The sequence below is a fragment of the Pseudomonas versuta genome (assembly GCF_001294575.1).
Taxonomy (GTDB): domain Bacteria; phylum Pseudomonadota; class Gammaproteobacteria; order Pseudomonadales; family Pseudomonadaceae; genus Aquipseudomonas; species Aquipseudomonas versuta.
Window position 1 is genome coordinate 4132361 of sequence record NZ_CP012676.1, and the last position, 17805, is coordinate 4150165.

The following is a 17805-nucleotide window of genomic DNA, read 5'->3' on the forward strand; positions in this document are numbered from 1 at the left end:
ACCGAACCATGCAAACCCGTGAAGACATTTTCAACACCCTGCGCGACTCTCTGGTCGAGCTCTTTGAACTCGAGCCCGAGCGCATCACTCTGGACGCCAACCTGTACCAGGACCTGGAAATCGACAGTATCGACGCCGTTGACCTGATCGATCACATCAAGCGCAAAACCGGCAAAAAAATTGCTGCCGATGAGTTCAAGTCGGTGCGTACCGTCAATGACGTGGTTGAGGCGGTTTATCGCCTGGTCCACCCCGGCGCATGAGTCGACTGATTGCCCCGGCACTGCTGCTGGCCGGCCTGCTGTACCCCTTCGCGGTGTATTTCGGCATGGCCCGTTTCGCCCCGTGGCAGTTTGCGCTGCTGCTCGGCGGCCTGTGGCTGGCGCGGGCCCTGACCGGCCAACGGCGTGCGGCCAACCTGTGGATGGCCGTGGTTGCGCTGGTGTTCTGCGCGTTGCTGGCACTGTTCAACAGCCCGGCCCTGCTGAGTTGGTACCCGGTGCTGATCAGCACATTCATGCTTAGCCTGTTCGGCCTGAGCCTGAAATTTGGCCCACCCATGATCGAGCGCATGGCGCGATTGCGCGAGCCCGTGTTGCCCGCCATTGCGATTCATTACACACGGCAGGTGACCAAAGTCTGGTGCCTGTTTTTTCTGCTCAACGGATTAGTCGCAGCCAGCCTGACGTTGTGGGCGCCGCTGAGCTGGTGGACGTTGTACAACGGCCTGATCGCCTACGCGCTGATGGGGTTGTTGTTTGCCATTGAATGGCTGATACGACAAAAAGTACGAGGCAGGGCATGAACTGGATAAAACTTGAGCAGTTATTGCTCAAGGGCTACACGCAACGGGCGGTCAGCTTCGACCCGGCCCTGGATCACGCCACCCTGCGCGAGCAGGCACTGAGCCTGGCAGGTGGCTTGCAGCAGCGCGGCGTGCAACGGATTGCCGTACACCTGGAGGATGCCGCCGAGCTGGCGATCGCCTTGCTCGGTGCCTGGCGGGCCGGCGTCAGCGTGTTACTGCCCGCCGACCTGCAAGCGCAAACCCGGCAACGCTGGGATGCCCAGGTTGACCTGTGGATAACTCAAGGCAGCGAACTGCAGGCGCTGTATGCCGCCCCTCTGCCTGCTGCCGCGCTGGATCTCGACGGGTGCCGGCTGAGCCTGTGTACCTCGGGCTCCAGCGGTGAGCCCAAGCGCATCGACAAGACCCTGCGCCAGATGGCCAATGAAGTTGAGGCGCTGGAGCAACTGTGGGGCAGTGAGCTGGGCGATGCCTGCATCATCGCCAGCGTGGCCGCACAGCATATCTATGGCCTGTTGTTCCGGGTGCTCTGGCCGCTGTGTGCGGGCCGCAGTTTTGTGCGTCAGCAACTGGCGTTCCCCGAAGACATGCAACGCGTCAGCCGCGAGCACCCGGCCTTTGCCTGGATTGCCAGCCCGGCCCTGCTCAAGCGCATGGGCGACAACCTCGACTGGGCCGCGCTGAGCCCGGTACGCCGGGTGTTTTCCTCGGGTGGCGCCTTGCCCGCCGAAGCCGCGCACGCCTTGCACCAGCGCCTGGGCCAATGGCCCACGGAAATTTTCGGCAGTTCTGAAACCGGTGGTATCGCCTGGCGACAGGGCCCGACCCTGTGGCAACCGTTTGCCGATGTACAGCTCAGTCAGGGCGAAGACGGCGCGCTACGCATCGCCTCCACCTACCTGCCCCCAGGCCATATTGAACACAGCGCCGATGCAGCACGTATCGAAGCCGACGGGCGCTTCGAATTGCTCGGGCGCCTTGACCGTATCGTCAAACTCGAAGAAAAACGCATCTCTCTGCCAATGTTGGAACAGGCACTGATGGCACACGACTGGGTGCTTGAAGCCCGCTTGGGTGTCGTGCGGGAAAACCGGGCTTCGCTCGGCGCCTTGCTGGTCCTGAGCGACAGCGGCCTGTTTGCCTTGCGTGAACATGGCCGCCGCACGCTGACCCAGACCCTGCGCCAGCACCTGAGCCAGCACTGCGAAGCACTGGCTTTGCCGCGTCGCTGGCGCTTGCTGCACCAGCTGCCCCTCACCAGCCAGGGCAAACTGGCGCAGTCCCAGGTCGATGCGTTGCTGCTGGCGCCACGGCCCAAACGGCCCGAAGTTCTGAGCCAACACCTGGTCGACGGGGTGTGGTCCCTGAGCCTGGCGGTGCCCCCGGACCTGGCTTTTTTTAGCGGTCACTTTCCCAAAACCCCGGTGCTGCCAGGGGTGGTGCAAGTGGACTGGGCCATCGGCCTGGGCCAGCAACTGCTCGACCTGCCACCGCGGTTTGCCGGGATGGAAGTGCTCAAATTCCAGCAACTGGTGCGCCCCGGCGACCAAATTGAGCTGACCCTGCGTTTTGACCCTGAGCGCAGCAAATTGCACTTCGTCTATCGCCATGGCGACGCCGCCTGCTCCAGTGGGCGCATTGTCCTGGCCGTCCATGACAGCCGCAGTGGGAGCAGCGACACAAAGGGGCCTGCCCATGCATAACCCCTGCGCGGTGATCCCGGTCTACAACCACGAAACCGCCGTGCCTGCAGTGGTTGATGCGCTGCTCGCCGCCGGTTTGCCCTGCGTGCTGGTGGACGACGCCAGCAGCCCCGCGTGCAGTGCCGTCCTCGAACAGCTGGCGCAAGGCGAAGGCATTCATCTGGTCCACCTGGCGGTCAATCAAGGCAAGGGCGGCGCGGTCATGGCCGGTCTGCGCGAAGCCTCTGCGCTGGGCTTTACCCACGCCCTGCAGGTGGACGCCGATGGCCAGCACGACCTGCGCGACGTGGCGACCTTTATCCAGGCCTCGCAACTCAACCCCCAAGCGCTGATTTGCGGCTATCCGCAATATGACGCCAGTGTGCCCAAAGGCCGTTTGTACGCGCGCTACCTGACCCACGTCTGGGTGTGGATCAACAGCCTGTCGCTGCAAATCCCCGATTCGATGTGCGGCTTTCGGGTCTACCCGCTGCCTGCAACCCTGGCCCTGATCAACTCGGTCAAACTGGGCAAGCGCATGGACTTCGACCCCGAAATCCTGGTGCGCCTGGCCTGGCGCAATCAACCGATGCGCTGGTTGGCGACCCGGGTCCATTACCCCCAGGACGGTCTCTCGCACTTTCGCCTGTTCCACGACAACGCGTTGATCAGCGCCATGCACACCAAGCTTTTCTTCGGCATGCTGATCCGTTTTCCGGTCATTCTCTGGAGACGCTGGCAGACATGAGCGATGCACAACAGCATTGGGCTGAGCACAAGGAGCGCGGCAATTTCTGGTTGATGAAGCTCACCTCCCTGGGCATCAAACTGCTTGGCCGCCGCCTGCTGACGCCGGTGTTGTATGGCATCGTGCTGTACTTCTTTGTCTTCGGCCGCCGCGCTCGCCACAGCATTTGGTGCTACCAGCAACGGCTGGCCGACTGGAGCGGGCAACCCGCCTTGCGCCCCTCTCACTGGAAGGTGTTCCGCCAGTTCATGGCATTTGCCGACGCGCTGCTGGACAAGCTCGACATCTGGAATGGCCGGCTCAGGATTGAAGACATCGAAATCGTCGACCCGGCCCGCCTGCGTGATCAACTGCGCGGCGAGCGCGGGCAAATGCTGGTGGGCGCGCATCTGGGCAACCTTGAGGTGTGCCGCGCACTCGCCGAGCTGGGCGAAAAGGTCACCATGAACGTGCTGGTGCACACCCGCCACGCCGAGCAATTCAATCGCCTGCTGGGCGAAGCCGGGGCCACCAACCTGCGGCTGATCCAGGTCAGCGAACTCAACCCCGGGGTCATGCTGCAGCTAAGCCAGCGCCTGGAAAACGGCGAGTGGCTGGCAATTGCCGGTGACCGGGTACCGCTGCATGGCGGGCGCAATGTGCAGGTCGATTTTTTAGGCCACCCGGCGCCCTTCCCCCAAGGCCCGTGGCTGCTGGCCGGGCTGCTCAAGTGCCCGGTCAATTTACTGTTTTGCCTCAAGCGCGAAGGCCGTTACCGAGTGATCCTCGAACCCTTCGCCGATGCCGTGCTGTGGCGGCGCAGCGACCGCCAGCAAGTGATTGCCGACTGGGCCACCCGCTACGCCGAACGCCTGGGCCATTACTGCCTTGAAGCGCCACACCAGTGGTTCAACTTTTACCCTTTCTGGAAAGCCGATGACGACGCAACCCCATGAGCCAGTAACCTTCGGCCAAACCCCATTGCGCATTGAAGACGTGCTGGCGCTGGCCAATCGTCAGGTGCCCTCCCGTCTGCAAGACGACGACGCCTATCGCGAGCGCATCGCCAGGGGCGCGCGTTTTCTCGATTCGTTGCTGGACAAGGAAGGCGTGATCTACGGCGTGACCACCGGTTACGGCGATTCATGTGTGGTGGCGGTGCCGCTGGAGCATGTCGAAGCGTTGCCGCGTCATCTCTATACCTTTCATGGCTGCGGGCTGGGCAAACTGCTCGACGCCCAGGCCACCCGCGCCGTGCTCGCGGCGCGTTTGCAGTCGCTGTGCCATGGCGTGTCCGGGGTACGCATCGAGCTGCTGGAGCGCCTGCAGGCCTTCATCGCCCACGACATCCTGCCGCTGATCCCGGAAGAAGGCTCGGTCGGCGCCAGCGGTGATCTGACCCCGCTGTCCTACGTGGCCGCCACCCTGTCCGGCGAGCGCGAAGTGCTGTTCAACGGCGAACGCCGCCTGGCGGCTGACGTCCACCGCGAGCTGGGCTGGGCCCCGCTGGTACTGCGGCCCAAGGAAGCGCTGGCGCTGATGAACGGCACCGCCGTGATGACCGGCCTCGCGTGCCTGGCCTATGCCCGCGCCGACTACCTGCTCAAGCTGGCGACCCGCATCACTGCGCTCAACGTCGTTGCGCTGCAGGGCAACCCTGAGCATTTCGACGAGCGCCTGTTCGCCGCCAAACCGCATCCGGGGCAAATGCAAGTCGCCGCATGGATTCGCCAGGACCTGGCCATCGACGCCCCGACCGCGCCATTGCATCGTCTGCAAGACCGCTACTCGCTGCGCTGCGCCCCCCATGTACTGGGCGTGCTGGCCGACAGCCTGAACTGGCTGCGGTCGTTTATCGAGATCGAACTCAACAGTGCCAACGACAACCCGATCATCGACGCCGAAGAAGAACGCGTGCTGCACGGCGGGCATTTCTACGGCGGCCATATCGCCTTTGCCATGGACAGCCTCAAGACTCTGGTCGCCAATGTCGCCGACCTGCTGGACCGCCAGCTCGCACTGCTGGTGGACGTGCGTTACAACCACGGCCTGCCGAGCAATTTGTCGGGCGCGACGGCGGAACGGGCCATGCTCAACCACGGCTTCAAGGCGGTGCAGATCGGCACCAGTGCCTGGACCGCCGAGGCCCTGAAAAACACCATGCCGGCCAGCGTGTTTTCGCGTTCCACCGAATGCCACAACCAGGACAAGGTGAGCATGGGCACCATCGCCGCCCGCGATGCGATCCGCGTGCTGGAGCTGACCGAACAAGTGGCCGCCGCAGCCCTGCTGGCCGCCAACCAAGGTGTGTGGCTGCGCAGCCGTGGTGAAGATGCCCGCCCGCTACCGCCGGCACTGGCGCATATGCACGCCGAACTGGCCAAGGACTTCCCGCCCGTGGTTGAAGACCGCGCCCTAGAAGCCGAACTGCGCCTGTGCCTGGCACGGATCGCCCAACAACACTGGAGGCTGCATGCGTAGCAAAGGCGTTCTGCACGTTGACACTGAAATTCTGGTGCCGTTTTTCGACATCGATACCATGCACGTGGTGTGGCACGGGCATTACGTCAAATACCTGGAAGTGGCGCGCTGCGCGCTGCTGGACCACATCGGCCACAACTACACCCACATGCTCGACGCGGGGTATGCCTGGCCGGTGATCGACATGCAGCTGCGTTATGTGCGCGGCGCCACCTTTGGCCAGCGGATCAACGTACGCGCCAGCCTGGTGGAGTGGGAGAACCGCTTGAAGATCAATTATCTGATCAGCGACCTGGCCAGCGGCGAACGCCTGACCCGCGCCTGCACCGTGCAGGTTGCGGTGCAGATTGCCAGTCGCGAAATGCAACTGGCGTCGCCCAAATGCTTTACCGACGCCGTCGCCAGGGTGCTGCCATGACCCCGATCGACAAATGTTGTAGTCGCTGCCGAAGGCTGCGATCGAGCCCGAAGGGGTCGCGCTTTTCCCGCAGTGAAGGTCCTTCGGCCCTTATCGCAGCCTTCGGCAGCGACTACAGGAAATGGCTGCTTACCCTCTTATTGGGCTTTTCATCTTTTGCCCATGCCTTCGACCTGCAACAGCTCAGCGCACAACTGGCCCGGCCGCAGGTTATCCACGGCGATTTCATCCAGGAAAAACACTTGCGCGCCCTGCCCAAGCCGCTGACCAGCACCGGGACCTTTGTGCTGGCCAGGGACCACGGCCTGCTCTGGCAGCTCAAAACCCCGCTGCAGCAGGATTACCGCATCACCGCCCAGGGCATCGCCCGGCGCAACGGCAATGAATGGCAAATGCTCCCCGGCAAGAGCGCCGGCGCCGAGCAAAACCGGCTGTTCCTCGCCGTATTGCAAGGCGACAGCAGCGGCCTGCAGCGCGACTTTGACCTGCAACTGCAAGGCGAAGCCAAGGACTGGAAGCTGACCCTGACCCCGCGTTCACTGCTGCTCAAACAGATCTTCACCCGTATCAATATCGACGGTGGCGAACTGGTGCAGCGCATCGAGTTGCAAGAAACCCAGGGCGACAGCACCTTGCTCAAGATGCAAAACAGCGTCAGCAACCAGCCATTGAGCGACGCGGAGCAGCATGATTTTGCGCAGTGAACGCTGGTTGCCCCGTGGTTTTCTGATCCTGCTGCTGGCCGTACTCGCAGTGGCCGCCTGGCAATGGCGTCATGGCGCACCGCTGTCGGCCAACCTGATGGAACTGGTGCCCGGTGAGTCGCCGGACGCCCTGGAACTCAGCGCCGAACAGCGCATGCAAGAACCGCTGAACCGCGAGATGCTGGTGCTGGTGGGCAGCGCCGATCGCCAGCAGGCCATCGCCACCGCTCAGCAGCTGGGCGAAACCTGGCAAGCCAGCGGCCTGTTTGAAAAGGTGCAGTGGAACCTGCAAGCCGACCTGCCGGCGCTGCGCCAACAACTGCTGCGCGGACGTCTGGCGATGCTGGCCGAAGATGACCGCACACAACTGATTGAACACCCCGATGCCTTCATCCAGCAGCGGGTGCAATCGCTGTACGACCCGTTTACCGGCTTCAGTCTGGTGCCGAGTCAGGACGACTGGCTGGGCCTGACCGGGCGCATTCAGAACAGTCAGCCGGCCCGCGGCACAGTGCAACTGGATATCGGCAGCGGGGCCCTGATCGCCGATGCCGACGGCAAAAGCTGGGTGCTGCTGCGGGCGCGGACCCGGGGCAACGCCTTTGACATGAAGCTGCCGCTGCAAGTGGCCGCCCTGCTCGAACAAAGCAGCCAGCAGGCCGCCAGCAACCACGTGCAACTGCTGGCCGCCAGCGGCCTGTTATATGCGGCGAGCGCGCAACAACAAGCGAGCCGCGAAATAACCTGGGTCGGCGGCGGTGCCACCCTGGGGATTCTCCTGCTGTTGCTGCTGGCTTTTCGTCGCTGGCGAGTGCTGCTGGCCTTTGTCCCGGTGCTGGTCGGCATGCTGTTTGGCGCGGTGGCCTGCGTCGCCTTCTTTGGCAGCATGCACGTGATGACGCTGGTGCTGGGCTCCAGCCTGATCGGCGTGGCAGTGGATTACCCGCTGCATTACCTGTCCAAGAGCTGGAGCCTGAAACCCTGGCGCAGCTGGCCTGCCTTGCGCCTGACCTTGCCCGGGCTGAGCCTGAGCCTGGCCACCAGTTGCATCGGTTACCTGGCCCTGGCCTTTACCCCGTTCCCGGCCCTCACCCAGATCGCCATTTTCTCCGCCGCCGGCCTGGTCGGTGCTTACCTCAGCGCCGTATGCCTGCTGCCCGCCCTGCTCAAGGGCGTCGAGCTGCGCCCCGCGCAATGGCCGCTGAGCATTGCGCAAACCCTGCTGGATATCCGTGGCGCATTGCTGAAAAAGATCCCCACACCCGCCTTGCTGGCCTTGTTGCTGGCGTTCTGCGCCGCCGGTTTGTGGCAACTGACCAGTAAAAACGATGTCCGCCAATGGGTCGGCGCACCGCCGCAGTTAATGGCCCAAGCCCAGGCTATTGCGCGGATCACCGGCTACCAGCCCACCAGTCAGTTTTTCCTGGTGCGCGCCGACAATGAACAGCAGTTGCTGGAGCGCCAGGCCGCCCTCAGTGAACGTCTGGATCAGCTGGTCAACATGGGCAAGCTGCAAGGCTATCTGGCGCTCAACCAGCTGGTCAGTCAGCCCGGCGAGCAACAGCAACTGCGGGCCGCCCTGGATCAGCTGCCGCAACACTGGCAGCCACTGCTGGAGCTTGGCGTCCCTCAAGAAGCCCTGCAAAACGAACTGGCGCAGCTCAAAGCCCTGCCCGAGCAGCATGTTGACGATGCCATGACGGGGCCGCTGGCCGAGCCGTGGCGTGCGCTGTGGCTGGGTAAAAACCCTCAGGGCGTGGCCGCGATGGTCAGCCTGCAAGGGTTGAACAATGCCAGCCTGTTGCGGGTGCAAGCACTGGACTTGCCCGGTGTGCAACTGGTGGACCGGCTGGGGGATTTGAACAAGGTGTTCGCCGCCACCCAAATCAGCGCCGCCGAATTGAAGCTGTTGTCCTGCGCCCTGATCGTGTTGCTGTTGATCGCACCCTTCGGTTTTCGCGGCGCGCTGCGCATCGTCGCCCTGCCATTGCTGGCCGCGCTGTGCAGCCTGGCCAGCCTCGGCTGGCTGGGCCAGCCGCTGACCCTCTTTAGCCTGTTCGGTTTATTGCTGGTAACGGCCATCAGCGTCGATTACGCCATCCTGATGCGCGAGCAAATCGGCGGGGCCGCGGTCAGCCTGCTCGGCACCTTGCTCGCGGCACTGACCACCTGGCTGTCATTCGGCTTGCTGGCCGTGTCCAGCACGCCTGCGGTGAGCAACTTCGGGCTGGCGGTGAGCCTGGGGCTGGCGTTCAGCTTCATCCTCGCGCCATGGGCCAGGAAACAGGAGCACACCCCATGCTGAGCCTGCTGTTCTGGCTCATGGCCCTGGCCTTGTTCGCCTTGGCCACCCGCCTGGGTCGCCGCTTCGGGGTGATCCCGATTGTCAGCCAGTTATTGCTGGCGTCCATCGGTTTGCCGCTGCTGATGCTGCTGTGGGTCGAACCCCACTGGCAGCTAAGCGGCGCACAGCTGGTCACGCCGGTGTGGCTTAAAAGCCTGTACAGCCTGAGTTTCGCCCTGTTGCTGGGGCATATCCTGAGCGATGTGATTGATCTGCGCATCGACCGCCAGAGCCTGAAAATCGCCGTGCCCAGTTTTGCCGTTCCGTTTGTCTGCGGGCTGGCCTGCGCGGTGTGGCTGTTGCCTGCACAACCCTGGCTGAGTTCGCTGGCGGTCGGCCTGGTGTTTGCGATCACCGCAATCCCGGTGCTGTTTCTGTACTTGCGCCATATCGACTACCCGCCCGCTGCCGCCCGGCGCCTGGTACAAAGCGCGATCCTGATCGATCTGACCTGCTGGAGCCTGTTCGGCCTGGCCCAGGGCAGCCTCAACCTCAACAGCTTGCTCCTGCCGCTGGCAGGCGCCCTGTTGCCATTGCTGCTGCGCGGGCTGCGGATTCGCCAGCCGCTGTGTTACAGCCTGAGCTTTTTCGCCCTGCTGGTGGTGGCCGAGCATTACCACCTCAACGCGCTGATTTTCGGGGTCGGTTATCTGCTGTGCATGGCGTGGCTCAAAGTCCCGCTGGCGATGCCATTGAAAGCCGCCTGGCTGGAAGCTTTGCAGACCCATTTCGCGGTGCCGTTGATCCTCACGTTCGGCATTGTGCAGATCAACCTGCACAGCGCCCTGAACACCATCAGTGCACTGCAGATAGCGGCGCTATTGCTGCTGCCGATGGCGAGCAAACTGCTGGGCAACTGGCTCGGCCTGAGCTGGGCCACACCCTCGTTCGCGGGCGCCAGCAAATGGCGTGAAAGCCTGCTGCTGAATATTCGCGGGTTGAGTGAAATCGTTTTTCTCAACCTGCTGCTGCAACAACAACTCATCAGCCCCGCGCTGTATTTCGCGCTGATGCTGATGGGCTTGATCGCCACGCTGTTACCGGCGCTGGCGGGCATGAACAAACCCCCTTTGAAGTCTGCTGTAACCCGCGACAAGGAGCCCTTGTGTCAGTAGTAGATATGGAACGTCGTCAGGTGGTGGTGATTGGTGCCGGGCCCTCCGGCGCAATCGCGGCTGCCCTGCTCAAACGCAAAGGCCATGATGTATTGATCGTCGAGCGCCAGCACTTCCCGCGCTTCTCCATCGGCGAAAGCCTGCTGTCGCACTGCCTGGATTTCGTCGAAGAAGCCGGCATGCTCGAGGCGGTGCAAGCCGCCGGTTTTCAGCTTAAGAACGGTGCTGCCTTTGCCTGGGGCGAGCAGTACAGCGCCTTCGATTTTGGTGACACCTTCAGCAATGGCAAGCCCACCACATTCCAGGTCCAGCGCGCCGATTTCGACAAGTTGCTGGCCGACCAGGCCGCACTGCAAGGCGTCGAAATCCGCTATGGCGAAACCGTGAGCGCAGTGGATGTCGAGCGCAGCAAACCGCTGCTGCAGGTTGTACGCGAAGACGCCAGCCGCTATCAGATCGAGGCCGACTTTATCCTCGACGCCAGCGGTTACGGACGCGTACTGCCGCGCTTGCTCGACCTCGAGGCGCCCTCCAGTTTCCCGATACGCCAGGCGGTGTTCACCCACATTGAGGACCGGATTGACTGCGAGGGTTTCGAGCGCGAAAAAATCCTCATCACCACCCACCCGACCCGGCGCGACATCTGGTTCTGGACCATCCCCTTCAGCAATGGCCGCTGTTCGGTGGGAGTGGTGGCGGCGGCAGAACAGTTTTCCGGACACAGCCAAAACCTCGACCAGTGCCTGCGCGGTTTTATCGATCAGACCCCAAGCCTGGGCCGGGTGCTGGCCAATGCCGTGTGGGACACCCCGGCACGCACCATCGGTGGTTACTCGGCCAACGTCAAAACCCTGCACGGGCCGGGTTTTGCCTTGCTGGGCAATGCCGCCGAGTTCCTCGACCCGGTGTTCTCTTCGGGCGTGACCATTGCCATGCGCTCGGCCAGCATGGCCGCCGCAGTGCTGCACCGCCAGCTGCAAGGCGAAGCCGTAGACTGGCAAACCGAGTTTGCCGAACCGCTCAAGCGCGGGGTCGACACCTTCCGCTGCTATGTCGAAGGCTGGTACGCCGGCACCTTCCAGGACGTGATCTATCACCCTGACAGCTCACCGCAAATACGCCGCATGATCAGCGCGATTCTGGCCGGCTATGCCTGGGATGAGCGCAACCCGTTTGTCAGCGAACCCAAGCGTCGCCTGCGCATGCTGTCGGACATCTGCGCCACGGAGACCGTATGAAACCTCTGAGCGATACCTACGTTGAAGAAACCCGTTTCGGGTTCTGGTTCTTGCGCAGCCACACCTGGCAGCATCACGTGTTGCGCGTGGCAATCAACGATCTGCGCAGCCTGTTCAGCGCTGAACTGCCAACTGCGCCGGTGATCCTCGATGCAGGCTGCGGCCAGGGCAAGTCATTCCAGTACCTGCACCGCACGTTTGCGCCCAAGCGCCTGATCGGCCTCGACGCCGACCCGCTGAGCCTGACCCTGAGCCGCGAAGAAGCGCGCCGCCAGGGCATCGACATTGAGCTGATCGGCAGTGACTGCGCCGAACTTGAAGTCGCGGACGCCAGTGTCGACATTCTGTTTTGCCACCAGACATTCCATCACCTGGTGCAACAGGACCGGGCGCTGGCCGAGTTTTATCGGGTGCTCAAGCCTGGGGGGTATTTGCTGTTTGCTGAATCTACCGAGGCCTACATCGACACCTGGGTGATTCGCTGGCTGTTCCGCCACCCGATGCACGTACAGAAAAGTGCGGCGCAGTACCTGGAGATGATCCGCGATCAGGGCTTTGAGTTTGAAGCGCAGAACGTGTCGTACCCGTACCTGTGGTGGAGCCGTTCCAAGGACTTCGGGCTGCTGGAACGCCTGGGCCTGCGTCGTGCAAAGCCGGTGGGTGAGCGCGAGGAAACCCTGGTCAACGTGGTGGCACGTAAACCTGCGGGACCTGCGCAGTGAGCCTGGCGATGCACAAAACCTGTAGGAGCGAGCTTGCTCGCGAGCTGTTTGATCTTTTTAAAAATCTCGCGCGCAAGCTCGCTCCTGCAGGGTTGCTGGCGTGTCTGCTATTGAGCGGCTGCACCAACCTGCCGCTGCCCAAACAAATGCCGACCCTGACGTTGCCGATGCAATTGCATATTCAGCGCGAACAGGGCGATCAGAGTCAGGACTGGCTGCTGGTGATTCAGCAACAAGACGCAGGCTTGCGCTGGTCATTGATGGACCCGCTGGGGATTCCCCTGGCGCGTCAGGTGCTGCAGGACGGCAATTGGCATGCCGACGGTTTGTTGCCTCCCAACCCCGAGGCCCGGGAGCTGTTTGCCGCCTTGCTGTTTGCATTGACGCCACAAGCCGGGCTGGCAGCTAATTATCCACAGGCAGAATCGGCGTCCGACGCGCGATTTCTGGGGTCGCGCTGGCAGGTGCATTATCAACCGCCACAAGCGTTTCGCATTGATATGAAGGGCAATCTGCACTACGCCATTAGCCCGTTGGAGGCGGCACCATGACCGCATACCTGAATGCATTGGGCATCATCTGTTCACTGGGCCGCGGCCCGGATGAAGTGGCTCACAGGCTGATGGCCGGCGACTGTTCGGGCATGCAGCGCGCCAGCGGCTGGGTGCCCGCACGCTCGGTGTCGGTAGCCGGTGTGCAGGGTGCACTGGCAGCGATTCCGGCTGAACTGAGCGGGCACAACAGCCGCAACAATCAATTGCTGCTCGAAGCGGCATTGCAGATTCGCGAGCCCATTGAGCAGGCAATCCGCACCTGGGGCCGCGATCGCATCGCCATTGTGCTGGGCACCAGCACCTCGGGTATCGATGAAGCCAGCAACGGTATAACCCATTACTTGCAGCATCAGCAGTTCCCTGCCGATTACGATTATCAGCAGCAGGAACTGGGCGCACCGGCCAACTTCCTGGCTGACTGGCTGAACCTCAGCGGTCCGGCCTATGTCATTTCAACCGCCTGTACCTCCAGCGCCCGCGCCCTGATGAGTGCCCAACGCCTGCTGGACATGAATCTGTGCGACGTGGTGCTGTGCGGCGGTGTCGACAGTTTGTGCAAGCTCACCCTCAATGGCTTTTCGGCGCTTGAGGCGGTGTCCGATGAGCGCTGCAACCCGTTCTCGGTAAACCGCAGCGGGATCAATATCGGCGAAGCCGCGGTGCTGTTTTTGATGAGCCGCCAGCCCGCCGCCGGGCATTCGATTGCCCTGCTCGGCGCCGGTGCCAGTTCTGACGCGCACCATATCTCCGCCCCCGAGCCCACGGGCCGGGGCGCGGCTCAGGCAATGCACAAGGCCTTGCGCCGGGCCAGTCTGCAAGCCAGCCAGATCGGCTACTTGAACCTGCATGGCACTGCCACCCGGCACAACGACGCCATGGAAAGTCACGCCGTGACCCAGGTGTTCCCCCAGGGGGTGTCCTGTTCCTCGACCAAGCCCATGACCGGGCACACCCTGGGTGCAGCAGGTGCTCTGGAAGCTGCGTTTTGCTGGCTGAGCCTGACCCACGGCAACCTGCTGCCTCCCCATGTCTGGGATGGCCAGGGCGATCCGGCACTGGCGCCGCTCAATTGGGTGACGCCCGGCCAGACTCTGGCATCTACACAACAACGCTGCCTGATGAGCAACTCGTTTGCTTTCGGCGGCAATAACGTCAGCCTGATTATCGGAGACGCCCCATGATTGATTGGCCGCTCGCCGAATTGCTGCCCCACGCCGGCGACATGATCCTGATCGATCAGGTGCTGGGGTTTGACCAGGAACAGATTCACACCCGCCTTACCGTGCGCGCCGGCGGGTTGTTCAACCGCGAAGACGGCAGCCTCCCGGCGTGGGTGGGCATCGAGTTGATGGCGCAAAGCGTGGCGGCCTATGCCGGTTGCCGCGCACGCAGTGAAGGCAACCCCGTCGAGCTGGGCTTTTTGCTCGGCACGCGCAAATTTGAATGTAACGTCGAGCACTTCCCGGCGGGCGCCGAGTTGCAGATCCACGCCCTGCGCTCGCTGGAAGACGACAACGGCATGGGCGTGTTCGAGTGTCACCTCAGCGGCCCCGGCATTCATGCCAGCGCCCGCCTGAACGTGTTCCGCCCGCCCCAGGCACAAAACTATCTTGCTCAAGCATCCCGGGAGACGCGTCATGACTGAGTCCATTTTGGTCACAGGTTCCAGCCGTGGCATCGGTCGTGCCATCGCCTTGCGTCTGGCCCGGGCCGGCTTTGATCTGGTGCTGCATTGCCGCAGTGGCCGCAGCGAAGCCGACGCCGTAATGGCCGAAGTACAGGCCCTGGGCCGCAGCGCCCGGGTGCTGCAATTTGACGTGTCGGATCGCGCCCGCTGCCGGGAGGTTCTTGAAGCCGACGTTGAAGCCTTTGGCGCCTATTACGGCGTGGTGCTCAATGCCGGTCTGACCCGCGATGGCGCCTTCCCGGCGTTGAGTGAAGACGACTGGGATGTGGTGATGCGCACCAACCTGGACGGTTTTTACAACGTGCTGCACCCGGTGATGATGCCGATGATCCGCCGCCGCAAGGCCGGGCGCATTGTGTGCATTACCTCGGTGTCGGGCCTGATCGGCAATCGCGGGCAGGTCAATTACAGCGCCTCCAAGGCCGGTCTGATCGGTGCCGCCAAAGCGCTGGCCATCGAACTGGGCAAACGCAAGATCACCGTTAACTGCGTCGCTCCGGGCCTGATCGACACCGCCATGCTCGACGAAAACGTCCCCGTGGAAGAACTGATGAAAATGATCCCCGCACAACGCATGGGCACCCCGGAAGAAGTGGCGGGCGCGGTCAACTTTTTGATGTCCGACGAAGCCGGCTACATCACCCGCCAGGTCCTGGCGGTTAATGGAGGCCTGTGCTGATGAAGCGCGTTGTCGTCACCGGCATGGCCGGCATCACCTCGCTGGGCAGTGACTGGGCCAGTATTGAAGCCAATTTTTTAGCCGGACGCAGCGGCATTCGCCGGATGGACGAGTGGGACCGGTTCACTGAGCTCAACACCCGTCTGGCCGGCCCTATCGATGACTTTGCGGTGCCAAAGCACTGGACCCGCAAACAGCTGCGCAGCATGGGCCGGGTCTCACGCCTGGCCGTTGGCGCTGCCGAGCTGGCCTTGCAGGACGCCGGTCTGCTCGGCAACCCGATCATTCGCGACGGGCGCATGGGGGTGGCCTGCGGCTCGTCCACCGGCAGCACCGACGAGATCAAGGCCTTTGGCAACATGCTGCTCAACTCGGTGGCCGACGGTTTGAATGCCAACAGTTACGTGCGCATGATGCCCCACACCACAGCGGCCAATATCAGCATCTTCTTTGGTCTCACCGGGCGCCTGATTCCCACTTCCAGCGCCTGCACCAGTGGCAGCCAGGGCATCGGCTATGCCTACGAATCGATCAAGTACGGACGCTTGCCACTGATGCTCGCGGGCGGCGCCGAAGAACTGTGCCCCACCGAAGCCATGGTGTTTGACGCGCTGTATGCCACCAGCCTGAAAAACGACGCCCCGCACACCAGCCCGCGCCCGTACGACAAGGACCGTGACGGGCTGGTGATCGGTGAAGGCGGCGGCATGCTGGTGCTCGAAGAGCTTGAACACGCCCTGGCCCGTGGCGCCCCTATCCATGCCGAAATCGTCGGTTTTGGCAGCAATGCCGACGGCCAGCACACCACCCGCCCGGAAGTCAGCACCATGCGCCGAGCCATGGAGCTGGCGCTGGAGGACGCAGGCATTGCGGCGCAGGCCATCGGCTATGTGAACGGCCATGGCACGGCCACCGAACAAGGCGACATTGCCGAAACCCTGGCCACCAGTGAGTTGTTCGGCAAGCACATGCCGATCAGCTCGCAGAAGAGCTTTCTGGGCCACACCCTGGGTGCGTGCGGGGCGCTGGAATCGTGGTTCTGTATCGAAATGATGAACCGCGACCGCTATGTACCGACGCTCAACCTGGATGAAGTCGACCCGCGCTGCGGCGAGCTGGATTACCTGCGTGGCGGGTTTCGCGAAATGCACAACGAATACGTGATGAACAACAACTTTGCCTTTGGCGGGGTCAACACGTCGTTGATCTTGCGCCGCTGGTCGTAACACTTCTGGAGCCAATGGAATGTCTTACCTGCTACGCGTAACCCTGATCGCCCTTGCCCTGCTGACCACTGTGTCGTGCAGCAGCAAACGCATGCTGACCCCCGACCGCACGCTGCACCCCTCGATTCATGCTGACCGGGCGCAGATGCAACAGGCGATCGTAAAGTCCCTGGTCGGCCGTGGCTGGACAGTGCAAAAAATCACCCCTGAACGGGTGCAGGCGCAAATCACCGTGCGTGAGCAATTCCACGCCGAAATCGACATCCCGTACAGCGCCACCCACTACCAGATCATTTACCGCAACAGCAGCGGCCTGGACTACAAGGACGGCAAGATCCACAAGAACTATATCCGCTGGGTACGCCTGCTGGACCGCGACATCGTGCGCGACCTCAAGGACAACCAGAACGAGCGTACGGCGCAGCAGCTGTCGGAAGCGGCTGCAAAGTGACAATTACCCCCTGTAGGAGCGAGCTTGTTCGCGAGCAAGCTCGCTCCTACAGGGGTTGGTTAACGGTTTTACGCGTCAGCAGTTCGGCAAATGCCGTGGCCATCGGCGAGCTTTGGCCCTTGCGCTGCACCAGCCACACCGCTGAATGGGCATCGGCATCAAGCAGCGGCCGATACACCACGCCCTTGATCCGCATGTGCTGATACGACGCCGGCAGCACCGATACGCCCAACCCCGCCGAGACCAGGCCAATAATGGTCATGGCCTCGCCCGCTTCCTGTGAAAAGTGCGGGCTGAAACCTGCCTGGCGGGCCAGGGTCATTAGCTGTGCATAGAGTCCGCTACCGTAACTGCGCGGGAAGAATACAAAGGGCTCCTCGGCCAGGGCCGCCAGCTGCAGGCCCGCTTCGCTGCCGGCAGCCAGCGGGTGGTCGCCCCGGATCACGGCCACCAGCGGTTCGCTGAACAGTTCAACGGCGGTCAATGAGTCCGGCAACGCCAGCGGGCGGATCATCCCGACTTCGATGGATTCGTCCACCACCCCTTCGGCCACTTCGCGGCTGCTCATTTCCTTGAGGTTTAAATGCACCGCCGGGAACGCCTGGCGAAAGGCAAATATGGCCTGGGGAATACTCGAGCTGAATGGCGCCGATGAGGTAAAACCGATTTTCAGTTCGCCCAATTCCCCCAGCTGTGCGCGCCGGGCTACATCGGCAGCCTTGTCGACCTGGGCCAGCACCAGGCGCGCTTCCTCCAGGAACAAGCGGCCCGCTTCACTGAGCTCGACCCGACGGTTGTTTCGATCGAACAGGCGAGCGCCCAGTTCTTGTTCCAGCGCCTGTATTTGCTGGCTCAGCGGCGGCTGGGAGATACCCAGCAACTGGGCCGCACGGCCAAAGTGCAGTTCTTCGGCAACAGCGATGAAGTAGCGTAAATGGCGCAATTCCATAGAAGTCCTATTAAGTCGTA

19 protein-coding genes are annotated in these 17805 nt (G+C 62.7%); 18 read left to right on the forward strand and 1 reads right to left on the reverse strand.

Annotated features, from left to right (window positions below):
• Nucleotides 1–8: 8 nt before the first annotated feature.
• Genes AOC04_RS18465 through AOC04_RS18550 form a run of 18 tightly spaced genes read left to right on the forward strand, consistent with a single transcriptional unit; the run spans nt 9 to nt 16836 of the window.
• Nucleotides 9–263, forward strand: coding sequence for an acyl carrier protein (locus AOC04_RS18465; RefSeq protein ID WP_060695903.1), 255 nt, complete (start codon nt 9–11; stop codon nt 261–263).
• The gene (locus AOC04_RS18470; RefSeq protein ID WP_060695904.1) at nt 260–805 is read left to right on the forward strand and encodes a COG4648 family protein; all 546 of its coding nucleotides are present in this window, start codon (nt 260–262) and stop codon (nt 803–805) included. The genes AOC04_RS18465 and AOC04_RS18470 overlap by 4 nt, the downstream gene beginning before the upstream one ends.
• Entirely contained in the window at nt 802–2511 is a 1710-nt protein-coding gene (locus tag AOC04_RS18475) for an acyl-CoA synthetase family protein (RefSeq protein WP_060695906.1), read from the forward strand. The genes AOC04_RS18470 and AOC04_RS18475 overlap by 4 nt, the downstream gene beginning before the upstream one ends.
• Nucleotides 2504–3238 (forward strand): glycosyltransferase family 2 protein, encoded by a 735-nt coding sequence (locus tag AOC04_RS18480; protein WP_060695908.1) that lies wholly within the window; start codon nt 2504–2506, stop codon nt 3236–3238. The genes AOC04_RS18475 and AOC04_RS18480 overlap by 8 nt, the downstream gene beginning before the upstream one ends.
• Entirely contained in the window at nt 3235–4173 is a 939-nt protein-coding gene (locus tag AOC04_RS18485; RefSeq protein WP_060695910.1) for an LpxL/LpxP family acyltransferase, read from the forward strand. Before AOC04_RS18480 ends, AOC04_RS18485 begins: the two co-directional genes overlap by 4 nt.
• A complete protein-coding gene (locus tag AOC04_RS18490) occupies nt 4154–5698 on the forward strand; it encodes an HAL/PAL/TAL family ammonia-lyase (protein WP_060695912.1) in 1545 nt (514 codons plus the stop codon). The genes AOC04_RS18485 and AOC04_RS18490 overlap by 20 nt, the downstream gene beginning before the upstream one ends.
• Entirely contained in the window at nt 5691–6116 is a 426-nt protein-coding gene (locus tag AOC04_RS18495; protein ID WP_060695914.1) for an acyl-CoA thioesterase, read from the forward strand. The genes AOC04_RS18490 and AOC04_RS18495 overlap by 8 nt, the downstream gene beginning before the upstream one ends.
• Complete coding sequence (locus tag AOC04_RS18500; RefSeq protein WP_125878531.1) at nt 6113–6820, forward strand: outer membrane lipoprotein carrier protein LolA; 708 nt, start codon at nt 6113–6115, stop codon at nt 6818–6820. Before AOC04_RS18495 ends, AOC04_RS18500 begins: the two co-directional genes overlap by 4 nt.
• Nucleotides 6804–9125, forward strand: coding sequence for an MMPL family transporter (locus tag AOC04_RS18505; protein ID WP_418054923.1), 2322 nt, complete (start codon nt 6804–6806; stop codon nt 9123–9125). The genes AOC04_RS18500 and AOC04_RS18505 overlap by 17 nt, the downstream gene beginning before the upstream one ends.
• On the forward strand, nt 9119–10279 hold the full coding sequence (locus AOC04_RS18510) for a hypothetical protein (RefSeq protein WP_060695917.1): 1161 nt from the start codon (nt 9119–9121) through the stop codon (nt 10277–10279). Before AOC04_RS18505 ends, AOC04_RS18510 begins: the two co-directional genes overlap by 7 nt.
• Nucleotides 10270–11517, forward strand: a complete 1248-nt coding sequence (locus AOC04_RS18515) for an NAD(P)/FAD-dependent oxidoreductase (RefSeq protein WP_060695919.1) — start codon at nt 10270–10272, stop codon at nt 11515–11517. Before AOC04_RS18510 ends, AOC04_RS18515 begins: the two co-directional genes overlap by 10 nt.
• Nucleotides 11514–12239, forward strand: coding sequence for a class I SAM-dependent methyltransferase (locus AOC04_RS18520; RefSeq protein WP_060695921.1), 726 nt, complete (start codon nt 11514–11516; stop codon nt 12237–12239). Before AOC04_RS18515 ends, AOC04_RS18520 begins: the two co-directional genes overlap by 4 nt.
• Complete coding sequence (locus AOC04_RS18525) at nt 12236–12790, forward strand: DUF3261 domain-containing protein (RefSeq protein WP_060695923.1); 555 nt, start codon at nt 12236–12238, stop codon at nt 12788–12790. Before AOC04_RS18520 ends, AOC04_RS18525 begins: the two co-directional genes overlap by 4 nt.
• On the forward strand, nt 12787–13974 hold the full coding sequence (locus AOC04_RS18530; RefSeq protein ID WP_060695925.1) for a beta-ketoacyl-[acyl-carrier-protein] synthase family protein: 1188 nt from the start codon (nt 12787–12789) through the stop codon (nt 13972–13974). Before AOC04_RS18525 ends, AOC04_RS18530 begins: the two co-directional genes overlap by 4 nt.
• A complete protein-coding gene (locus tag AOC04_RS18535; protein ID WP_060695927.1) occupies nt 13971–14438 on the forward strand; it encodes a hotdog family protein in 468 nt (155 codons plus the stop codon). Before AOC04_RS18530 ends, AOC04_RS18535 begins: the two co-directional genes overlap by 4 nt.
• Nucleotides 14431–15159 carry a 3-ketoacyl-ACP reductase FabG2 gene (locus AOC04_RS18540; protein ID WP_060695929.1) on the forward strand — a complete coding sequence of 243 codons (729 nt, stop codon included), beginning with the start codon at nt 14431–14433 and terminating at the stop codon, nt 15157–15159. Before AOC04_RS18535 ends, AOC04_RS18540 begins: the two co-directional genes overlap by 8 nt.
• Nucleotides 15159–16385 (forward strand): beta-ketoacyl-ACP synthase, encoded by a 1227-nt coding sequence (locus AOC04_RS18545; protein WP_060695931.1) that lies wholly within the window; start codon nt 15159–15161, stop codon nt 16383–16385. The genes AOC04_RS18540 and AOC04_RS18545 overlap by 1 nt, the downstream gene beginning before the upstream one ends.
• 19 nt (nt 16386–16404) lie before the next feature.
• Nucleotides 16405–16836 (forward strand): hypothetical protein, encoded by a 432-nt coding sequence (locus AOC04_RS18550; protein ID WP_060695933.1) that lies wholly within the window; start codon nt 16405–16407, stop codon nt 16834–16836.
• Between the two features lie 46 nt (nt 16837–16882).
• Here the strand turns inward: AOC04_RS18550 and AOC04_RS18555 are convergent, their stop codons facing one another.
• A complete protein-coding gene (locus AOC04_RS18555) occupies nt 16883–17785 on the reverse strand; it encodes a LysR family transcriptional regulator (RefSeq protein ID WP_060695935.1) in 903 nt (300 codons plus the stop codon).
• Between the last annotated feature and the right edge of the window lie 20 nt (nt 17786–17805).